This is a genomic window from Salipiger bermudensis, assembly GCF_017309175.1.
Taxonomy (GTDB): Bacteria; Pseudomonadota; Alphaproteobacteria; order Rhodobacterales; family Rhodobacteraceae; genus Salipiger; species Salipiger bermudensis.
Genome location: NZ_JAEKJV010000005.1, coordinates 1 through 19,768, shown reverse-complemented (window position 1 = coordinate 19,768; position 19,768 = coordinate 1). Strand labels below are relative to the sequence as shown.

General features: G+C 67.2%; 14 protein-coding genes. 9 read left to right on the top strand and 5 right to left on the bottom strand.

The features are described 5' to 3' along the window. Window positions 1-267 precede the first annotated feature (267 nt). A complete protein-coding gene (locus JF542_RS08120; RefSeq protein WP_207075475.1) occupies window positions 268-1,233 on the top strand; it encodes a Gfo/Idh/MocA family protein in 966 nt (321 codons plus the stop codon). A 342-nt stretch (window positions 1,234-1,575) separates the two neighbouring features. On the opposite strand, the gene JF542_RS08115 is transcribed toward JF542_RS08120, so the two are convergent. Next, window positions 1,576-2,238, bottom strand: a complete 663-nt coding sequence (locus JF542_RS08115) for a helix-turn-helix transcriptional regulator (RefSeq protein WP_224886805.1) — start codon at window positions 2,236-2,238, stop codon at window positions 1,576-1,578. An 89-nt stretch (window positions 2,239-2,327) separates the two neighbouring features. On the opposite strand from JF542_RS08115, the gene JF542_RS08110 reads away from it, so the two are divergent. The 5 genes from JF542_RS08110 (at window position 2,328) to JF542_RS08090 (ending at window position 9,205) form a co-directional block, all read left to right on the top strand. Further along, on the top strand, window positions 2,328-2,930 hold the full coding sequence (locus tag JF542_RS08110; RefSeq protein WP_207075473.1) for a superoxide dismutase: 603 nt from the start codon (window positions 2,328-2,330) through the stop codon (window positions 2,928-2,930). 62 nt (window positions 2,931-2,992) lie between these two features. Continuing rightward, the gene (locus JF542_RS08105) at window positions 2,993-3,364 is read left to right on the top strand and encodes a DoxX family protein (protein ID WP_007799269.1); all 372 of its coding nucleotides are present in this window, start codon (window positions 2,993-2,995) and stop codon (window positions 3,362-3,364) included. 104 nt (window positions 3,365-3,468) lie between these two features. Then, entirely contained in the window at window positions 3,469-4,674 is a 1,206-nt protein-coding gene (locus tag JF542_RS08100; RefSeq protein ID WP_007799266.1) for an efflux RND transporter periplasmic adaptor subunit, read from the top strand. A gap of 10 nt (window positions 4,675-4,684) precedes the next feature. Then, entirely contained in the window at window positions 4,685-7,810 is a 3,126-nt protein-coding gene (locus JF542_RS08095) for an efflux RND transporter permease subunit (RefSeq protein WP_207075472.1), read from the top strand. Window positions 7,811-7,843: 33 nt separating this feature from the next. After that, entirely contained in the window at window positions 7,844-9,205 is a 1,362-nt protein-coding gene (locus tag JF542_RS08090; protein WP_207075471.1) for an efflux transporter outer membrane subunit, read from the top strand. Between the two features lie 254 nt (window positions 9,206-9,459). On the opposite strand, the gene JF542_RS08085 is transcribed toward JF542_RS08090, so the two are convergent. From JF542_RS08085 to JF542_RS08075, 3 genes are all read right to left on the bottom strand, one after another. Then, window positions 9,460-10,512, bottom strand: coding sequence for a 2,3-butanediol dehydrogenase (locus JF542_RS08085; RefSeq protein WP_207075470.1), 1,053 nt, complete (start codon window positions 10,510-10,512; stop codon window positions 9,460-9,462). Window positions 10,513-10,599: 87 nt separating this feature from the next. Continuing rightward, window positions 10,600-12,399, bottom strand: coding sequence for an NAD(P)/FAD-dependent oxidoreductase (locus JF542_RS08080; RefSeq protein ID WP_207075469.1), 1,800 nt, complete (start codon window positions 12,397-12,399; stop codon window positions 10,600-10,602). 140 nt (window positions 12,400-12,539) lie between these two features. After that, window positions 12,540-14,279, bottom strand: coding sequence for a sigma-54-dependent Fis family transcriptional regulator (locus JF542_RS08075; RefSeq protein ID WP_207075468.1), 1,740 nt, complete (start codon window positions 14,277-14,279; stop codon window positions 12,540-12,542). Window positions 14,280-14,679: 400 nt separating this feature from the next. Here JF542_RS08075 and JF542_RS08070 point away from each other — a divergent pair, with 400 nt between their 5' ends. From JF542_RS08070 to JF542_RS08060, 3 genes are all read left to right on the top strand, one after another. After that, the gene (locus tag JF542_RS08070) at window positions 14,680-15,687 is read left to right on the top strand and encodes an AraC family transcriptional regulator (protein ID WP_207075467.1); all 1,008 of its coding nucleotides are present in this window, start codon (window positions 14,680-14,682) and stop codon (window positions 15,685-15,687) included. Window positions 15,688-15,793: 106 nt separating this feature from the next. Further along, window positions 15,794-16,993 carry a methyl acetate hydrolase AcmB gene (gene acmB, locus JF542_RS08065; protein WP_207075466.1) on the top strand — a complete coding sequence of 400 codons (1,200 nt, stop codon included), beginning with the start codon at window positions 15,794-15,796 and terminating at the stop codon, window positions 16,991-16,993. Between the two features lie 90 nt (window positions 16,994-17,083). After that, entirely contained in the window at window positions 17,084-17,968 is an 885-nt protein-coding gene (locus JF542_RS08060) for a helix-turn-helix domain-containing protein (protein ID WP_207075465.1), read from the top strand. Window position 17,969: 1 nt separating this feature from the next. Here the strand turns inward: JF542_RS08060 and JF542_RS08055 are convergent, their stop codons facing one another. Next, a complete protein-coding gene (locus JF542_RS08055; protein ID WP_207075464.1) occupies window positions 17,970-19,601 on the bottom strand; it encodes a flavin-containing monooxygenase in 1,632 nt (543 codons plus the stop codon). Window positions 19,602-19,768 lie beyond the last annotated feature (167 nt).

Sequence of the window (19,768 nt, the reverse complement as noted above, 5' to 3'; positions counted from 1 at the left end):
CTATGTTGAGGTCACTATCGGCGCGTCGTGGACTCTATGTCAACTTGGCCGGCCGGAAATGCGGCGCTCGCGCGTCCCGCTCCGGCCCCGGACGCACAGAAAACAGGCAGCCCCGCGCGGTGCGACCGCTGCCACACCTCCCGGAGACGGCATCGCCGGCCCCGGCCTCTCGGTCAAAACGGGACATGCACGGGCTTTGTGATGGCGCTCCCTCCCGGGTGGCCGCTACAACGACCCGCAACGAAAGCTGCAGGAACGGGAACGGACATGGCGGTCAAGACGGCGATCATCGGGCTGGGAATCATGGGGCGGCGGATGCTGGAGCACATGCTCCCGCATGAAGAGTTTGCCCCCGTGGCGATGTGGGATCCGGCCCCCGAGGCCTGTGCCGAGGCACAACGGCTTGCCCCCGGCGTACCGCTTGCCGCCTCTGCCGAAGCGGCGATGGCCGCGGCCGATGTGGTCTACCTCGCCTGCCCGCCGGTGCCGCGCAAGGCCTACGCCCTCGCCGCCGCCGCTGCGGGCAAGGCAGTGTTCCTCGAAAAGCCGCTCGGGGTCGACCTCGGCGAGAGCGAGGCGCTGGTGGCGGCGCTCGAGGCCAGCGGCGTGCCGGCGGCGGTGAACTTCACGCAAGCCGCGGGAGCGGCGCTCGCCAACATCTCGGACGCAGCCTCCTCGGGCGCGATGGGCGAGATGGCGGGCGTCGACATGGTGGTAACCTACGCCGCCTGGCCGCGGGCATGGCAACAGGCGGCGGACTGGCTGCGCTTCCGCGCCGAGGGCGGCATGACCCGCGAGGTGCTGTCGCATTTCCTGTTCTTCACCCAGCGCATCCTCGGGCCGCTCTCGGTGGTCTGGGCGCAGCCCTCCTATCCCGCCGACCCGGTGCTTTGCGAAACCGCGCTGCTGGCGCGGCTCGAGACCGTGGGCGGTGTGCCGGTGTCGATACTCGCCAGTGTCGGCGGCGCGCAGCCAGACCGGCAGGAGTTCACCGTGAAGGGCAGCCTGGCCAGCCATCGCGTGTCGAACTTCTCGGACGAGTCGGTGTCGCGCGGGGGACCCTTCGAGCCGGTCTCCCCTGCCCCCGCCGATCCGCGCGCGGTGGCGCTCCGCGCGCAGCTCGATGCGCTTGCGCTCTGCGTCGCGGGCCGACCGCACCCGCTCGCCACCCCGCGCGAGGCGCTCGACGTGCAGCGGCTGGTCGAAGAAATGCTGCGTGGCTCAGACCGCTAGCCGCGACGCGAAGGCAACCGCAGACCGGGGGAGATCCGTTTCAAGACCCCGGGCACCGCCGAGATCGTCCGGGTGACCTGACCTCGGCGAGGCAAGCGGCGCTCACGCCCAGGGCTGCGGCTCTGCAACGGCGCCGCCCTGTTGGCTTGGGGTCATCACCGTTGCAGTCACCAAGGCCAACGAGAGCCCGGTGTTCCCAAAAGCTGCGCCAGCCGAGCCTCGGGGCAGAAACGATCCACGCGGCGCAAGTTGTCCGGGAGGATACGACTTGTGTCCGACTGTCCTGCGCGGCCCCTCCGGTGTCACGGTGATCCCGGGTCTGTCGGCCTGGACCCGACAGCCTTACGCGCCTTCGCGTACAAGGTAGGTGCAGCGCCGTCCGCCACCGACGATATGCTCATCCCGTTCAATCCGGACGTTCGGGCCGAGCACGTTCTGGAACACGGCCTTCTCGGCGCGGCAGAAGCCCTGGCAGAAACTCGCCGCTGCGCAGATCGGGCAATGGTTCTCGACCAGCCGCAGCGTGCCATCGTCGTCCACTTCGACCTGCGCCATGTAGCCCTCGGCGCTGCGCATCTCGGCAAGCTTCTCGAGCCGGTCGCGGGTGTCGCTGCAGCCGGACATGGCGGTGCGGTACTTCTCGAGCGTCACCCCCTCGCGCTCGGCGATGATCCGGTCCAGCGCTTCCGGGCCCAGCACCTCGGAGATGCTGCGGAGGATGTCCACGGTCAGCGCGGCATGGGTGTCGGGAAACCGCGCCTGCGCCTTGTCGGTCAGGTGCCAGTAGACCGCGGGTCGCCCGCGCCCGGCGCTGCGCCGCTCTTCACGCACCAGCCCATCCTCCTGCAGCTTGCCAAGCTGCTGGCGTGCGGCCTCACCAGTGATGCCCTGTCGCCGACCGACGTCTGCCGACGTCTGGGCGCCATGCATCTTGAGCGTCATCAGCAGCCGCTCGGAAGGGGCGCGCGGGGACCACGCCCCTTTTTCCAAGTCATCGCTTGACATATTCGCTCCAATGTTTTTCAAAGCCTTTGCTTGCTTAAATAACCAAACGGGTCCCGGCGCGCAAGCGCTGGCTCGACAGGAGACCAAAGATGACCTTCGAACTTCCCGCCCTGAACTACGCCCATTCCGCCCTTGCCGAGCGTGGCATGAGCCAGGAAACCCTTGAGCTCCACCACGACAAGCACCACCAGGCCTATGTCACCGCGCTCAACGGTTTCGTCGACGGCAACGCCGCCCTTCAGGGCAAAACCCTCGAGGAGATCGTCACGCTGAGCTACGCTGACGATGCGCTCGCGGGCGTGTTCAATCAGGCCGGTCAGCACTGGAACCACATCCACTTCTGGAACGCTCTGTCGCCCAATGGCGGCGGCATCCCCGGCACGCTCGAGGCAAAGCTGATCGACAGCTTCGGCTCGGTCGACGACTTCAAGGCCGCGTTCAAGACCGCCGCGACCACGCAGTTCGGCTCGGGTTGGGCCTGGCTGATCCAGAAGGCCGACGGCAGCCTCGGCGTCACCAAGACCGCCAATGGCGTCAACCCGCTGGCCACCGGCGAGGGCACCGCCCTGCTCGGTCTCGACGTGTGGGAGCACAGCTACTACGTCGATTTCCGCAACCGCCGTCCGGATTACGTGACCAACTTCCTCGACAATCTCGCGAGCTACGAGTTCGCCGAAGCCAACCTGGCCTGACGCCAAGCGGCCGGCCCCGACGCATGGGGCCGGCCAACCCGCCGCGTAGAAGGAGCCTACCGATGAAATCCCTCCCCTGGCGCGCCATCCCGGCCTGGCTGCTTGCAGCTTTCTTCCTGCTCGGCGGCACGCTCAACATGTTCGCCTCGCCCGAGATCCTCGCCGATTACGACCGCTGGGGCTACCCGAGCGGCTTCAACCGCCTCACCGGCCTTCTCGAATGGCTCGCGGCGCTCTTGATCCTGCTGCCGCGCACCCGCTTCGTCGGCAGCCTTCTGGGTGCGTCCGTCATGGCCGCGGCAGCGCTGACGGTGCTGCTGCACGGTGAATACGGGCACGCGGTGCCCCCGCTCATCGTGATGTCCGTCGCGCTGCTGACCGCCGCGCTGTGGCGCCCGGTACGCCGCCCGAAAGGCTTCCGCCCCGGCGGCTGACTTCCCCAACCTTTCTGCCCAAGACCTGACCCGCCTGCGGTGACAGCGCACCGGCCCTCCGACCGCGGAGGGCCGACCGGCGGCCCTTTCCCCGGAGTTCCGATATGTACCCGATCCCTCGGCCCGCGCGCCGTGCCGCCCTTCCCTTGCTTGCCGTTCTGGCGCTTGCTCCTGCCCCTGCGGGGGCGCAGGGCTATCCGCCGCCCTCGGTCGGTGTCATCGTCGCCGAACCGCAGCGCGTCGAGGTGGCCTCCGAGCTGCCCGGCCGCATCAGCCCCACCCGCGTCGCCGAGGTCCGCCCCCGCATCGGCGGCATCGTCGAGGCCCGCGTCTTCACGCAAGGAAGCACCGTCGAGGCGGGCGACGTGCTCTACGAGCTGGACCGCCAGCCCTACGAGGTCGCCGTCGACGCCGCCCGCGCCACCGTCGCACGGGCCGAGGCAGGAGTTGCCGACGCCCGCCAGACCGAAACGCGCCTGAGCTCCCTGCGGTCTCGCAATGTCGCGAGCCAAGCGGATCTCGACACCGCGCAGACCGCCGTGCTTCAGGCCAATGCCGCGCTGGCCGAAGCACAGGCGCAGCTGCGCGCTGCCGAGATCAATCTCGGATACGCAGAGGTGCGCGCCCCCATTGCCGGGCGCACCGGCCGGGCGCTGACCACCGAGGGCGCGCTGGTGAGCGCACAGGGCGAGGTGATGACCACGATCCAGGCGCTCGATACGGTCTATGCCGACATGCAGCAGCCGGTATCGGAACTGCTGCGCCTGCGCCGCGCGATGGAAGCGGGCGAGATCACCGAGCTGGCCCCCGGTGCCGCGGAGGTGCAACTCTATCTCGACGACGGCTCGCTCTACCCGCATCCCGGCAAGCTGCTGTTCTCCGAGGCGTCGGTCGAGCGCTCCAGCGGGCAGGTGACGCTGCGCGCCGAGGTGCCCAACCCCGACGGCACATTGCTGCCCGGCATGTATGTGCGCGTGCGCGTGGCACAGGCAGTGCGCGAGGCGGCACTGGTCGTCCCGGCGCAGGCGCTGCGGCGCGACGCCTCGGGTCAGGCGCAGCTGATGCTTGTCGCCGAAGACGGAACTGTTGCGCCCCGCCCCGTCTCGGAAGGGCGCAGCGACGACAACAGCCTCACCATCGAAGAGGGTCTTGCCCCCGGCGACATGGTGATCGTCGACGGGTTCCAGAAGATTGGCCCCGGGGCGCCGGTCACCCCGGTCTGCTGGACCGATCCCGCGGGCGCGGAGGATGCGCCCACCGACACCTGCAGCCGCGCCATCGACGCGCTGCAGCCCGCAGCCGCGAACTGAGGCCCGATCCATGGCACGTTTCTTCATCGACAACCCGGTGCTTGCCTGGGTCATCGCGATCTTCATCACGCTGGCGGGGGCGCTGTCGCTGCCGTCGCTGCCGGTGGCGCAATATCCCGATGTCGCCCCGCCGCAGGTCACCATCTCCACCCGTTTCGCCGGGGCCTCGCCCGAGGACCTCTATCAACAGGTCACCCGCCCCATCGAGGAAGAGCTGAACGGCATTCCGAACCTGCTTTACTTCGAGTCGACCTCCGAGGCGACGGGCGCGGTGACCATCACCGTCACCTTCGCCTCCGGCAGCAGCGTGTCGCAGGCCGTGGTGGAAACGCAGAACCGCCTGCGCCGGGTGGAATCCTCGCTGCCGCCGCAGGTGCAGCAGGAGGGCCTTCTGGTCGAGGAGGCGGGCAGCAGCTACCTGATGTTCGTCTCGCTCGCCGGGGCTCCGGGGTCCGGATATGATTCCGTGGGGCTTGCCGATTACGCCACCCGCTTCGTGCTGAACGAAATCCGCCGGGTCGAGGGTGTCGGCAAGGCGCAGCTGTTCTCGGCCGAACGGGCAATGCGGGTCTGGATCGACCCGGCCAAGCTTGTCGGGCTCGATCTGTCGGTCACCGACATCACCGCCGCCATCTCGGAGCAGAACGCGCAGGTCTCGGCGGGCTCCGTCGGCGTTGATCCCGCGCCCGAGGGCCAGCAGACCCAGGCGACGCTTCTGGTCACCGGCCAGCTGCGCACCCCTGCGGAGTTCGGCCAGATCGTCCTGCGGGCTGGCGAAAACGGCTCCATCGTGCGCCTGTCGGACGTGGCGCGCATCGAAATGGACGCCGAATTCTACTCCTTCAAGGCCTATCTCAACGGCGAGGAAGCCGCGCAGATCGGGATTCAGCTGTCGCCCACCGGCAACGCGCTCGACACTGCCGAAGGCGTCCGCACCCTGCTGGACGAGCTGTCGGCGGGCTTCCCCGAAGGCGTCGAGGCGTCGATCCCCTATGACACCACGCCCTTCGTGTCAGCGTCGATCGAGAAGGTGGTGCATACGCTGCTTGAGGCGGTGGCGCTGGTCTTCGTGGTGATGCTGATCTTCCTTCAGAACCTGCGCTACACGCTGATCCCGATGCTGGTGGTGCCGATCGCGCTGGCGGGCACACTGGCGGTGATGCTCGCCGCGGGCTTCTCCATCAACGTGCTGACCATGTTCGCGATGATCCTCGCCATCGGCATCCTCGTCGACGACGCCATCGTCGTGGTGGAAAACGTCGAGCGCATCATGTCCGAGGAGGGGCTCTCCCCCCGCGAGGCGTCGAAGAAGGCGATGGGCCAGATCTCGGGTGCCATCGTCGGCATCACGCTGGCGCTGATGGCGGTGTTCATCCCGCTGGCCTTCTTCCCCGGCTCGGTGGGCATCATCTACCAGCAGTTCTCGCTCACGATGGTGGTGTCGATCTTCTTCTCGGCCTTCCTCGCGCTGTCGCTGACCCCTGCCCTGTGTGCGACCTTCCTCAAGCCGATCCCCAAGGGCCACGGCCATGCCCGCAAGGGTCCGGCGGGCTGGTTCAACCGCAATTTCGAACGCGCGTCGAAAGGCTATGCCGGGGGCGTGCGCGGGCTGGTGAAGCGTTCGGGGCGGATGATGGTGATCTATGCCGCGCTGGTGGCGGGGCTGGGGTATGTCTACGTGCAGATCCCCGCTGCCTTCCTGCCGCAGGAGGACCAGGGCTATCTCATCGCGTCGATGCAGTCGCCGCCCGAGGCGACCTCGTTCCGCATGCGCGAAGTGACGAAGCAGGCCGAGGCCTTCGCCCTCGGGACCGAGGGCGTGGCCGACGTGGTGACGATCCAGGGCTTCTCCTTCTCGGGACAGGGGCCGAACTCTGCCGTCAGCTTCGTGACGCTTGAGGACTGGGCCGAACGGGAACGCCCCGAGTTGGGCGCGGCCTCGCTTGCCGGGAAACTGTCGGGGATGCTGTTCTCGATCCGCGACAGCTTTGCCTTCGCCATCTCGCCGCCCCCCATTCAGGGCCTCGGGACCGGCTCGGGCTTCAGCTTCCGGCTTCAGGACCGCGCAAACCTCGGCAACGCCGCGCTGCAACAGGCAGCCGGCCAGATCATGGGCGCGGGTGCCGAAAGTCCGATCCTTGGCCAGATGTATATCGAAGGGCTGCAACCCGGGCCGCAGCTGCGTCTCGACGTGGACCGCGAGAAGGCCAATGCCTTCGGCGTCACCTTCGGCGAGATCAACCGCACCATCTCGGTCGCGCTCGGGTCGGGCTACGTCAACGACTTCCCCAATGACGGCAAGATGCAGAGCGTGATCGTGCAGGCCGAGGCCGAGGCGCGCAGCAGTATCGAAGAGGTGCTCAAGCTCAACGTCCGTAACGTGCAGGGCGGGATGGTGCCGCTGTCGTCCTTTGCGAGCGCCGAGTGGGGCTTCGGCCCGTCGCAGATCGTCGGCTACAACGGCTACCCATCGATCCGCATCAACGGCGAGGCCGCGCCGGGGTACTCCTCGGGCGAGGCGCTGGCCGAGATGCAGCGCATCGCGGCAGAGCTGCCGCCGGGCTTCGGCTACCAGTGGACCGGGCAGTCCTTGCAGGAGATCGAAAGCGGCAGCCAGGCGCCGATCCTGATCGGGCTGTCGGTGCTCTTCGTCTTCCTCTGCCTCGCGGGGCTTTACGGAAGCTGGTCGATCCCGCTGGCGGTGATGCTGATCGTGCCGATGGGCGCCATCGGGGCGGTGGCGGCGGTGACGCTGACGGGGCTGTCGAACGACGTGTTCTTCACCGTGGGCCTCATCACCATCGTCGGGCTATCGGCCAAGAACGCCATCCTGATCGTCGAGGTTGCCAAGGATCTCATCACCGAGGGCAAGGGCCTCATCGACGCCACGGTCGAGGCCTGCCGCCTGCGCTTCCGCCCGATCCTGATGACCTCGCTGGCCTTCACCATGGGGGTGATCCCGATGGCCATCGCCACCGGTCCCTCGGCGGCCAGCCAGAACGCCATCGGCATCAACGTGGTGGGCGGGATGATCTCGGCCACCGTTCTGGGGGTGATCTTCGCGCCGGTGTTCTTCGTCTTCGTGATGAAGCTCACCGGCACCCACAAGCGCCTCGGCACGCCTGCGCAGGACTGACCGCCCTGCCCGTCCTTTTCTGAAAGACAGACCATGATACGTTACGCCCTCCTTCCGGCCGTGCTGGCGCTCTGCGCCTGCACCGTCGGCCCCGATCATGAACCCCCGATCCAGCCGCTTGCGGCCACCTTTGCCGAAGGCGATGCGCAGCCGGTGGGCGATGCTGCACTGCAATCGTGGTGGCGCTCATATGACGATGCGCTGTTGAGTGAACTCGTGCAGGCCGGCCTGCGCCAGAACCTCGACATCCGGACCGCGCTGAGCCGCGTGGCCGAGGCGCAGGCCGCCGCCCGCGCGACCGGCCTGCCGGCGCAGGTCAGCGGCGGGCTGACGGCGGACACCATCCGCGCCGGCGGCGAGGAGATCTCCGGGACCACCAACACCTCCGGCGCGATCTTCGCCCCGGCATTGATGCTCGACCTCTTCGGCGGCGAGCGGCGGTCCCGCGAGGCGGCGCTCGCCGACCTGCAAGCGGCAGAGCTGGGCGTCGGCACCGCGCGGCTGGCGCTGCTTTCGGCGCTTGTCAGCAATTACATCGACCTGCGCTACTACCAGAACGCACTCGCGATCAGTCGCGAGACCGTGGCAACCCGGCGCGATACGCTCAGCCTCGTGCAGAGCCAGCGCGAGGCGGGCGCGGCCACCGCGCTGGACGAGGCACAGGCGCAAGCGGCGCTCGACGAGGCGCAGGCCACGCTGCCCGGTCTCGAACAGGGCTACTACGCCGCGACCTATGCCATCGCGACGCTTCTGGCGCAGCCCGTGCAGGGTCTCGAGGCCCGCCTGCAACGCGGCGCCGCCCAGCCCCGTCCCGGCAGCAGCGCCTCGGCGGGGGTTCCGGCGGATCTGCTGCGCAACCGCCCCGACCTGCGCGCCGCCGAGGCCGAGCTTGCCGCCGCAACGGCCCGCGTCGGGGTCAGCGAGGCGCAGCTTTACCCGTCTCTGCGGCTTGGCGGAACGGTCTCCACTTCCGAAGGCGTGAACAGCTGGAGCTATGGGCCTCAACTGTCGATCCCGGTGCTGAACCAAGGCGTGCTGCGCGCCAATCGCGACGCCGCCGTGGCGCAGGCGCAGCAAGCGGAGCTCGGGTGGCGCGGCGCCGTCCTGGGCGCAGTCGAGGAGGTGCAGGCGGCGCAGAGCGACGTCCTGCGCGACCGCCGCGCGGTCGCCGGCTACCGGCGCAGCGTGGCTTCGTTCGAGCGGGCCGTGGCGCTGTCGCGCACGACTTACGAAGGAGGAACGACAACCCTGCTCGACTATCTCGAGGTCCAGCGCTCTCTCGCTGGCGCCCGCCTGACGCTGGCATCCAGCGTGCGGGATCTCGCGGCAAGTTGGGCAAGACTGCAGGTCGCTGCAGGCAAGGGCTGGTCCCTTCCACCAACCTCCGGCGGCTGACCAGCACGTCCGGTCGTCCGCCGGGATGGCCGCCATGCGCGGCCATCCACACAAGAAACGGCACTGTAGGGAACGCCGGAACGTGATCCTGCCGGACCGGGCTCACACCTGCAATTCGGAAGTGTGATCGGACGTGCATATGAACCAGAATGTTCGCGGCATGTCGGCGCACGCCTCTGACCAGCCTGTCGCGATTTGCGGGACGCCGGCCGCCCTTCGTTTCCCGGGCGGCCGGCTTTCTATCTGGTGGGGCGTCAGCCGGGTGCCTCGACGAGGATCTTCACATGAGATTTCTCCGCGACCAGTGCCTCGAAACCTTCGGTGACGATATCCTCCAAAGCGATGCGCTTCGTGACCAGCTGATCGGCGCTGAAATAGCCTTGGGTCATCAGCGCCATCACCGCCGGATAGACGTTGCGATAGGCGATGGTGCCCTGCACCTGTCGCTCCTTGAGCACGACCGTGTTGGGCTGGAAGGAGGCCTCCTGTTCCCAGATTGAAACGACCAGAACCTGCCCTTCGTGCCGGGTCGCGTCGATGCACTGCGGCAGGACCTGAGGCACACCGGTCACTTCGAAGGCGACATGAACCCCACCCGTGGCGGCGCGGATGTCAGCCACTGCGTCGGTCGCCGTCGGATCGATCACCGATGTCGCGCCGAGATCCAGCGCCTTTTGTCGCCGAACGTGCGACGGTTCGACGACGTGGATTTCGGAGGCGCCGGCCACGCGCAGCGACTCCACCACCAGAAGCCCGATCGGGCCCGCGCCAAAGACGGCGGCCTTGTCACCGGCCTTGATCCTGGACAGGCGCACAGCGTGCAGTGCGACGGCCGCAGGCTCTACGAGCGCGCCTTGTTCCATCGACAGTCCTTCAGGCATCTTGTGGACCATGCGCGCGGGCACGACGCTGTGCGCGGCGAAACCACCATGTCCGCCGGACAGGCCGACAAAGCCAAGGCTGTCGCAGAGGTTGTACTTGCCCTCGAGGCAGGCCGGGCAAGCCCCGCAGGCAAAGATCGGCTCGATCGCGACGCGGTCGCCGACCGCGAGCTCGGTGACGCCGTCGCCCAGCTCGGCGACCGTACCGCAATATTCGTGCCCCATGGTGATCGGCGCCTTGTCGTGGCTCAGGGGGTGGTCTTCGTCCACCGGCACAAAGATCGGCCCGGCCAGGTACTCGTGCAGGTCGCTGCCGCAGATTCCGGTCCAGGCAACCTTGACCTTCACCTCGCCCTTACCGGGCTGCGGGTCTGCGATATCTTCGACGCGGATATCCTTCACGCCATGCCAACGTGCTGCTTTCATGTCTTTTCTCCGATGTCAGAAAGGATGCGCCCGGCGGGAGGACTGGCCGGGCGCGCGGCGCGCCATCGCGGCGCGCCGGAGAGGGCATCACGACAGGTGATGCACCTCCTGCAGGCCGTAGACGGGGGTGTCGATGCCCTCCATCCGGGCCTTCAGTTGCAACGCGAGATACAGAGAGTAGTGCCGCGACTGGTGCAGGTTGCCGCCGTGAAACCAGAGGTTCTCCTGCTGCGTCGGCTTCCACATGTTGCGCTGTTCGCCCTCCCAGGGGCCGGGATCCTTGGTGGTGTCGGAGCCGAGCCCCCAGACCTTGCCGACCTTGTCCGCCACCTCCTGATTGATGAGATCCGCGGCCCAGCCGTTCATGCTGCCGTAGCCCGTGGCCATCACCACGAGGTCGGCCTCGAGATGCGTCCCATCGGCCAGCACCACACCGGTCTCGTCGAAGCGTTCCACCTGCCCCTTCACCAGCTTCACCTCACCGTCGATGATGAGCTGGCTGGCGCCTACGTCGATGTAATATCCTGAACCGCGGCGCAGGTACTTCATGAACAGGCCCGAGCCGTCATCGCCCCAGTCGAGATCGAACCCGGCCTTCTCAAGCCCGGCATAGAACTCGGCGTCGCGTTCCTTCATCTGGTCGTAGAGCGGGATCTGGAACTCGTGCATGATCCGGTAGGGCAGCGAAGCAAAGACCATGTCGGCTTTCTCGGTCGTCATGCCGCTGGCAACAGCCTCCTCCGAGTAGAGCGCGCCGAGGCCGATCTCCATGAGCGTGTCCGAGCGCACGATATGGGTCGAGCTGCGCTGCACCATCGTCACATCGGCATCGGCCTCCCAGAGCGCAGCGCAGATGTCGTGCGCCGAGTTGTTCGAGCCGACGACCACCACCTTCTTGCCGGTCCACGCGTCCGGCCCCTCGTGCTGCGAGGAATGCTGGATCGTGCCCTTGAAGCTCTCCATGCCCGGGAAGGAGGGGATGTTGGCCTTGCCCGACATGCCGGTCGCCAGAACCAGCTGGATCGGGCGCAGCGTCACCTCTTCGCCGTCGCGATTGACCTTGACCTCCCATGTGCCGGTGGCCTCGTCATAGGCCGCCTTCTGCACCTCGGATCGGGTCCAGTAGTTGATCTCCATAACCTTGGTGTACATCTCGAGCCAGTCGCCGACCTTGTCCTTGGGCGTGAAGACCGGCCAGTTGTCGGGAAACTTGATATACGGCAGGTGATCGTACCAGATCGGATCGTGCAGGCAGAGCGACTTGTACCGCGACCGCCACTGGTCGCCCGGACGGTCATGCTTGTCGAGCACGATGGTCGGCACGCCGAGCTGACGCAGCCGCGCGCCAAGCGCGATACCGCCCTGCCCGCCGCCGATGATGACGGTATAGGGCTGCTCGGTATAACCGAGCTCAGCCGCCTCCGCCTCGCGCTTTTCCTTCCACGACTTGCGGTTCTTCGCGGCACCGTGCTCGGCCCCCATCGGGCGGCGCTTGCCGCGGTTTTCCTCGAACCCCTTCAGCTCCTGCAGCGCTGTCAGCAACGTCCAGATGCGGCCGTCCTTCAGGCGCATCAGCCCCCAGCCCCGCCCGACGGCGGTCTCGAAGGTGATCCACGCGGTGATGACGCCGCCATCCTCTCCAGGGAGCTCTCCCTTCTGAATGGCAAAGCTGCGCGGCTTGGTGTGCTTGAGCTGGGCCGCGAGCATGTCCTGCACGCCGGCGGGCCCCTCCACGGTCTTCAGGTTCCAGGTGACGGCGATCAGGTCGCGCCAGTAGCTGTCGGTGGCAAAGAGTGCACTGGCAGCCTGCGCGTCGCCCTCCTCCAGGGCGGCGTTCAGGCTGTCGAGCATGTCCTGCACTTCGGCGGTGACGGTCGAGTCGAGCATTGCGTATCCTCCTCATAGGCAATGTGATGAGGAGAGTGTGGCGAGCCCTGCCGCCCTCGGGCCACGCGAATCCGACAATTTTGGCTGCCTCTCAGATTGCGGCATCGCAGCATGTTGCAAACGCAACGCCGCGCAACGCATCAGTTCGGCGCGCGCAACCCTTCCTTGCGGATCCGGCGCAGAACCGTCGAGCGGTTCACCCCGAGCCGCCGTGCGGCGCGGGCCATGTTCCAATTGCAGGCGTCGAGCACCGCCTCGAGGCTCTGCTCCTCGGCGCAGGGCCGCGGCGGCTCGGGCAGATCCGGCAGGTCGATCACGCAGCCTTCGGCCAGGGCACAGGCCACGTCGAGCACATTGCCCAGCTCGCGCAGATTACCCGGCCAGTCGCGGGCCATCAGTTCTGCGCGGGCCGAGGGCGTGAGACGCATCTCGCCGCCGGACCGCCGCCGCAGCAGCCGCTCGATCAGCCAGCCAAGATCTTGCCGCTCGCGCAACGGCGGCAGCTCGAAGACAGCCCCGGCAAGTCGGTGATAGAGCGCGCACGGCAGGATCTCGTGCGAAAGAAGAGCACTTGGCGAGAGGCCGCTGGTTGCGATCGGTCGCAGGTCGGAATGCGCATCCAGAAGCCCGGGCAGCGCAAGCGCGGCTGTCTCGGAAAGGTCCTCGATGCGCCGAAGCAGCAGCGTCGCAGGTCGGGGCTGCACCTCGATTACCGAGGCCATCTCGTCGGCCTGCATCCCGGCGCAGTCCAGTGTAGCGAATCCGCCCCGCCCTGAGGCCATGTGAACGGCGCGGGCGAGCTTTGTCTTGCCGCTGCCGCTCTCTCCGCAGAGCACCAGCGGAACCTCTGTCGGCGCGAGCCGTTCCACCCGCGACAAGAGGCGGTCCAAGCCGGGATCACTGCCCGCGAGCCCGTTCAGGACGCCGCCGGAGCTGCGGGAGACCGTCGTCCCCGGTGGCCGGCGCGGAGCCTGTGGCGCGATCGCGTGACCGAAGACCGCACCGCCATCGCCAAGCGCCACGACACGCTCTTCGGTCGGGCGATCACGCATCAGGTCGGGAAGATCGTCGACGCTGATCCCGAGCAGACCGTCGATCCTTTCTCCGATCAACTGCCCCCCACGCGAGAGCATCCGTGTCGCGGCATGGGTGGCCCCGATCACCCGGCCCGAGCCGTCAAGAGCAACCGCGCACTCGGGGTCCACATCAAGGAACTCCGGGCTGGAGGAAAACCTCAAAACCCATTCGCGACGGCTCGCGGCCATCAGGTTGGCCATCTCGACCCGCCGCGCCGCCGCAGTCACCAGCGACATGGCAAGGTTCTGGCTGCTCTTCGGCGAGGGCGAGCGCAGCAAAGAGATGTCGAGCACCGCGGCCAGCTGGCCGAGGCTGTCGTAGATCGGCGCAGAGGTGCAGGAGAGCGCCGTGTGGGCATTGCCGAAATGGTCGTCCTGATGGACCGTGACCGGCTCGCCGGTCACGATGCAAGCTCCCACGCCGCAGGTTCCGGCAAGATCCTCGGACCAGTTCGAGCCGAGATAGAGTCCCGCCCCGCGCAGTTCGTCCGCGAAGAGGCTGTCACCGAAGAAGTCGACGCAGACGCCCTTGGCATCGGTCAGCAGCAGCACGTAATTCTGCCCCGCGACCTGCCGAAAGAGGCTCTGCAGGCTCGCGCGGGCTGCGCCGATCATCCAGTCAGCCTGATCACGATGGGCGCGGAATTCGGCTTCGGTGACAATATGGGCGGGCTCGCTGCGCTCGGGATCCATCCCGTAGAGTTCGACACAGCGTCGCCAGGACGCATCCACATAGCTGTCACGCCCGGTGGCAAGACCATCCAGGACCTGCGCGATCTCTTCGATATGCTTGCTCCCGATCATGCGTGCCCCTCCTCGACACAGACCCTACCACGGGCCAACCCAAACGCCGGATGAACTTTGGTCGATATCCGCGACACTCCGCCGACAGGGGCGAGCCGGCTTGCCGCAACGCCTCCATTCGGCTGACGGGTCGGGACGTGCCGGCCCGCGCGGGCATTTCCCACTCGCTCCTGATGCTTGGCATCCGCCGTCTTTGGTCGAAGAGGCGCGCCATGACGTCCGCATCGGCGTTGGCGGGCGCCGAACGGGCCGCCAGTAGTTGCGCCACCACGGGGCTGGCAGGCCGCTGGACTTGCGCAGGTTGCGCCGCAACGCGCCCAGGCGCCACCAAAGTAGATCGATCCAACTCGAAACTGTGTTACCGTCGGCGCTCATCGAAATCGCGAGGAGGAGCGGGATTTTGTTGGAAGATGCCCTCGTGCGGGATGCCGAAGGCCGACGGATCCATCATGGCGGCGCGACCCGCTCGATGGATTGGGACGAGGTCGAGGCTTTCTGTCAGACGGTCTACATGCCCTATCGGGTCAGGCCCCTTGTTAGACACGCACACCCGGATGCCACGATGATCTCGGCAAGAGCCGGGCGGGTGACCATGACCCGCTTTTCCTACGGCACGGGCATTCATCTTGACCGCTTCGACCCTGAGGCAGGGAACATCCTGGTGCTGAACACGCTCAAGGGCGCGCTCGACCACCAGACCGACGGCGGCTCGGTCCCCACCGGGGCTGGGGAGAGCTTCGTGGTGGACTGCTCACGCACCGATTACTGGCTCGAGGGCGACCCGGACCACATGCAGCTGAACCTCACCATCCCGCATCAGGTCATGGCAGACACCGCCGAGCGCTGGTACGGCTTCGTCCCCGATGACGATCTCTGGACCCGCAGGGTCAAGTTCGGCGGGCCGGGATCGGCCTGGCTGTCGCTGCTTGATTACGCGGCGCGGACGCTGGTGCGTGCCGATGGCGGCTCGCACGAGACGGCGATGGCGCGCCATATCGAGGAAATCCTCTGCGTCGAGCTTCTGCGCCAATGGGCCGGCGCGGCGGGCCTGTCGCTGGAGACCGGCGCACGCTGTGCCGCCCCGGGATATGTCCGCCGGGCGGAAGAGATCCTGACCGCCGAGGCGCGCGAGGCGCCGTCGATCGGCGATGTGGCAGCACGCGTCGGGGTCACCGCACGCACGCTCTCGGGAGGGTTCCGCAAGTTTCGCGGCCTGTCCCCGCGTGGCTTTCTCGTGGCGCGGCGGTTGGAGGGCTTCCGGCAGGACCTCGAAACCCTGCCCGAGGAGATGACCGTGACAGCGATCGCCAGCGCCTGGGGCTTCAGCAATTTCGGCGCGCTGGCGGGCCGATACCGCGCGCGCTTCGGCGAGACGCCCTCCCAGACCCGCAGGCGCAAGAGCGGCTGACGCGCGCAATTTGGCTTCCGAACGCGAACAGGCGCTGCCGTTCGGTGACAGCGGCCGCCCCGGCGAGCAGGCATCCTGGTTCTCGCATGTTCAATGGGAGGACAAGATGAAGGACATCCATACCGAAGATCTCGCATCCGCGCTGGACGCGGTTCTGACCAAGGTGACCGAGGGATCGACCCGCGTTCCGGGCGTCGTCGCCATGGTGACCGACCGTGAGCGTGACATCTATTCCGGTGCCGCCGGAGACCGCCGCCTCGGTGACCACCCGATGACCGAGGACACCGTCTTTGCCATCTTCTCGACCACCAAGGCCATCGCGGGCACCTGCGCCCTGCAATGCGTCGAGGACGGTCTTCTGGACCTCGATGCGCCGGCCAGCGACTACGCGCCCTGGCTGGGCGAGGTGCAGGTGCTCGAAGGCTTCGATGCCGGAGGGCAGCCGCGCCTGCGCGCACCGAAGACCGAGATCACCACGCGGCAGCTGATGCTGCACACCGCGGGTTTTGGCTACGACTTCTTCAACGAGATGTACAAGCGCATGGCCGAAGAGCACGGTCAGCCCTCGGTGGTCACCGGGACCCGCGCGGCGCTGGAGACGCCTCTGCTCTTCGATCCGGGCGAAAAGTGGGAATACGGCACCAATATCGACTGGGTCGGCCAAGTGGTCGAGGGCATCCGGGGAAAGCGCCTTGGCGAGGTCATGCGCGAGCGGGTCTTCGATCCGCTGGACATGAACGAGATCGCCTTTACCCGCAGCGACGCGATGAAGGACCGGAGCGCGACCATCCACGCCCGTGGCGACGGCATGGCGCTCGATCCGATGGACGGCTTCGCCCTGCCCGACAACCCGGAGATCGACATGGGCGGGCATGGTCTCTACGGCACCGTGCCGGAATACATGAAGTTCATCCGCATGTGGCTGAACGACGGCGACGGCCCGAACGGGCGGGTGCTGAAGCCGGAGACCGTGGACTGGGCCGTCAAGGGCGCGCTGGTGCCGCCGCAGAAGGTGACGATGCTGCCCGGCGTCATCCCGTCCCTGTCGAATGACGCCGAGTTCTTCCCGGGCCTCGGCAAGGACTGGTCATACACGTTCATGGTCAACACCGAGGAGGCCCCGACCGGCCGCCCGGCCGGGGCCATCGGCTGGGCGGGGCTCGCCAACAGCTTCTACTGGATCGACCGGCACAACGGCATCGGCGGCTATTGGGCGACCCAGATCCTGCCCTTTGGCGATCCGATCTCCTTCCCCGGCTATCTCGCGTTCGAGACCGCCGTCTACGACGCGCTGCGCGCGACCTGAGCGGGGAGGATCGCCGAGCGGCAGGGGGCGGCCCAAAGGTCGCCCCCGCCATGACACTGACGTTTCGCATGACTTTGGGAGGAGGATGCGATGACCGACCTGATCGATTTCGAGGCCTTGCCGACGCATGTGCCGGGCAAGGTGCTGCTGGCCAGCGACGGGCTGGGCTGGCGCGGCGTCGGCCTGCGCGCTTATCACTATGAGGGGCAGGACGTGATCGTCCCCGCGATGAAGGATTTCATGCTGGTGGGCTACCGCGACGGTGTCACGCCGATGCAGCGCCGTTTCGACGGGCGCTGGAGCCGGGAAACACTCGGTCCCGGCGCGGCCTCCCTGCTGACGCGGGCGCAACAGGCCTCCTGGTCGTGGGATGCGCCGATCGACGTCTGCCACGTCTATCTCTCGAGCGCGCTGGTCGCCGAAGTGGCGAGCGAGGTTCTGGATTGCTGCGTCACCGACGTGGCGCTGGCCGACGTGCTTCGGACTGACGACGAGGTGATGACCCACGCCATGAGCATGATCGCGGCGGAGGCGCGGGCCCAGGCCATCGGCGGTGCGCTCTACGTCGACAGCGTGGCGCGGGGGCTGATCGTGCACCTGCTGCGCCGCTACGCCGAAGCGCGGACCCCGGAGCGGTTCGAAGACGGGACGCTCAGCGCCGCACAGAAGGCCCGCGTTCTCGAGTTCATCGAGGCCCATCTTGGCGAAGCGCTGGATCTCAGGTGCATGGCCGAGGCACTGGACCTGACACCTTGCCGTTTTGCCCGGCAGTTCCGGCGCAGCTTCGGCAAGCCGCCCTACGCCTTCGTCACCGCCCGCCGCCTCGAGAAGGCGCGCGAAAAGCTGGCCCGCAGCGCCGAGCCGATCAAGGCCATCGCCGCCGATTGCGGCTTTTCCGATCAGGCTCACCTGACACGGATGTTCTCGGCGGCCTTCGGAGAGACGCCCGCCGTTTTCCGACGGCGGGCGCAGTAGCTCACTCGGCGGCTTCGACCTCGTGGGCCTTGCTCATGGCGAAGCCCTCGTAGCCCTTGTCCGCCGCCTCCTGGCATTTTGCCCGGTAGGTGCCGACGCCGCCGGTGTAGCTCAGCACCCGGCGCGGCTTGCCCGGCACATTCGAGCCCGTGTACCAGCTGTTGGTCTTCGCGATCAGCGTCGCGTTGGCCGTCTCGTCGTGATGCTGCACCCAGGCCTCCTCGCCCTCGGCGGTGGGCTCGATCACCGTGGCCCCCTGCGCGTGCATCGCCTTGATGCAGTCGGTGATCCACTCGGTCTGCTGCTGCAGGCAGGTGGTCATGTTGCAAAGCGCGGCGGACGGCGCGAGCGGCGCGCCTGTCATGAAGAGGTTGGGGAAGCCGTATTTCTGCAGTCCGAGCGTGGTGCGGATCTCCTTGCCCCACTCGTCCTTCAGCTTGAGACCGTCGCGGCCGGTGATGTCGATCCGGCTCAGAGCCCCGGAGCCCGCATCGAAGCCGACCGCCATGATGATCACGTCAAGCGCGTGCACGGTGCCGTCCTCGAGCTTCACGCCCTCGGGAACGATTTCGGCGATGGGGTTCTCTTTCACCGACACGGCGGTGACGTTGTCCTGCAGGTAGACCTCGAGATAGTTGGTCTCCAGCGGCACGCGGTGGGTGCCGAACCCGTAGTCGCCCTGCTTTGGCACGAGGATGTCGATAAGCTTCGGATCCTTCAGCCGAGCCTCCATCTTCTCGCGGACGAACTGGCTGATCTCCTCCGAGACCGCTTCGTCGAAGAACATCTCGGCGAAGGACGCCAGCCACAGCTTCAGCGAGCCGTCAGCGTGGATCTCCTCGAGGATCGCGCGGCGCTGCTCGGGCGTGCAATCAGCCCATTTGTGCTCGAAATCGTATTCGAAGCCGGTGAAGGTGTGCGGCAGGTTGGTCGTCAGCTCGTCCCAGCGCGCCTTGTAGGCCGCGGCCTCGTCAGGCCCGTATTTCGGGTTTTTCATCGGCAGCACGTATTGCGGGGTGCGCACGAAGACCGTCATCGAGCCGACGATGGGCGCAATGGTCTGGATCACCTGGATCCCCGTGGCGCCGATGCCGATGACGCCGACACGCTTGCCTTCCAGATCAAGCCCGCCCTTCGGATATCGCCCGGTATGAACGATCTCGCCCCGGAAGCTGTTCTGCCCCTTGAAGCGGTCGGTGAGCGGTGCCGAGAGCATCCCGGTGCAGCCGATAAGGAACTGGGTGTCATAGGTCTCGCCGGTGTCGGTCGCGACATTCCAGCGGCCGGTGTCCTCGTTGAAATCCGCCTTCGTCACCCTCGCGGAGAAGGTGAAATCCTTGCGCAGGTCGAGCCGGTCGGCAACGTAGTGCATCCAGCGCTCGATCTCGGGCTGCGCCGGGAAGCGTTCGGAACAGGTCCAGTCCTTGTAGAGCTTTTCGTCGAACAGGTACTGGTAGATATAGCTCTCGCTGTCGAACTTGGCCCCGGGATAGCGGTTCCAGTACCACGTGCCGCCGAGGTCCGATCCCGCCTCGACCCCGTGCACGTCCATCCCCATCTCTCGAAGCTGGTGAAGCTGGTACAGCCCCGCCACGCCTGCGCCGATCACGAGGGCGTCAATCTTGCGCGTCATGTCTCTCTCCCTTCAGGTTTCCTAGCAGCCGGGGCGGTCTCCTCTGCCTGTGAACCGGCATGCAAAATTGACCCCGTAGCGGGGTGATCGGCGTCCAAAAATGACCCCCTTACACTGATGTGGATGATGCCCCCGAGGTCATCGGGGAGCACAGTGTGGGATGTTGG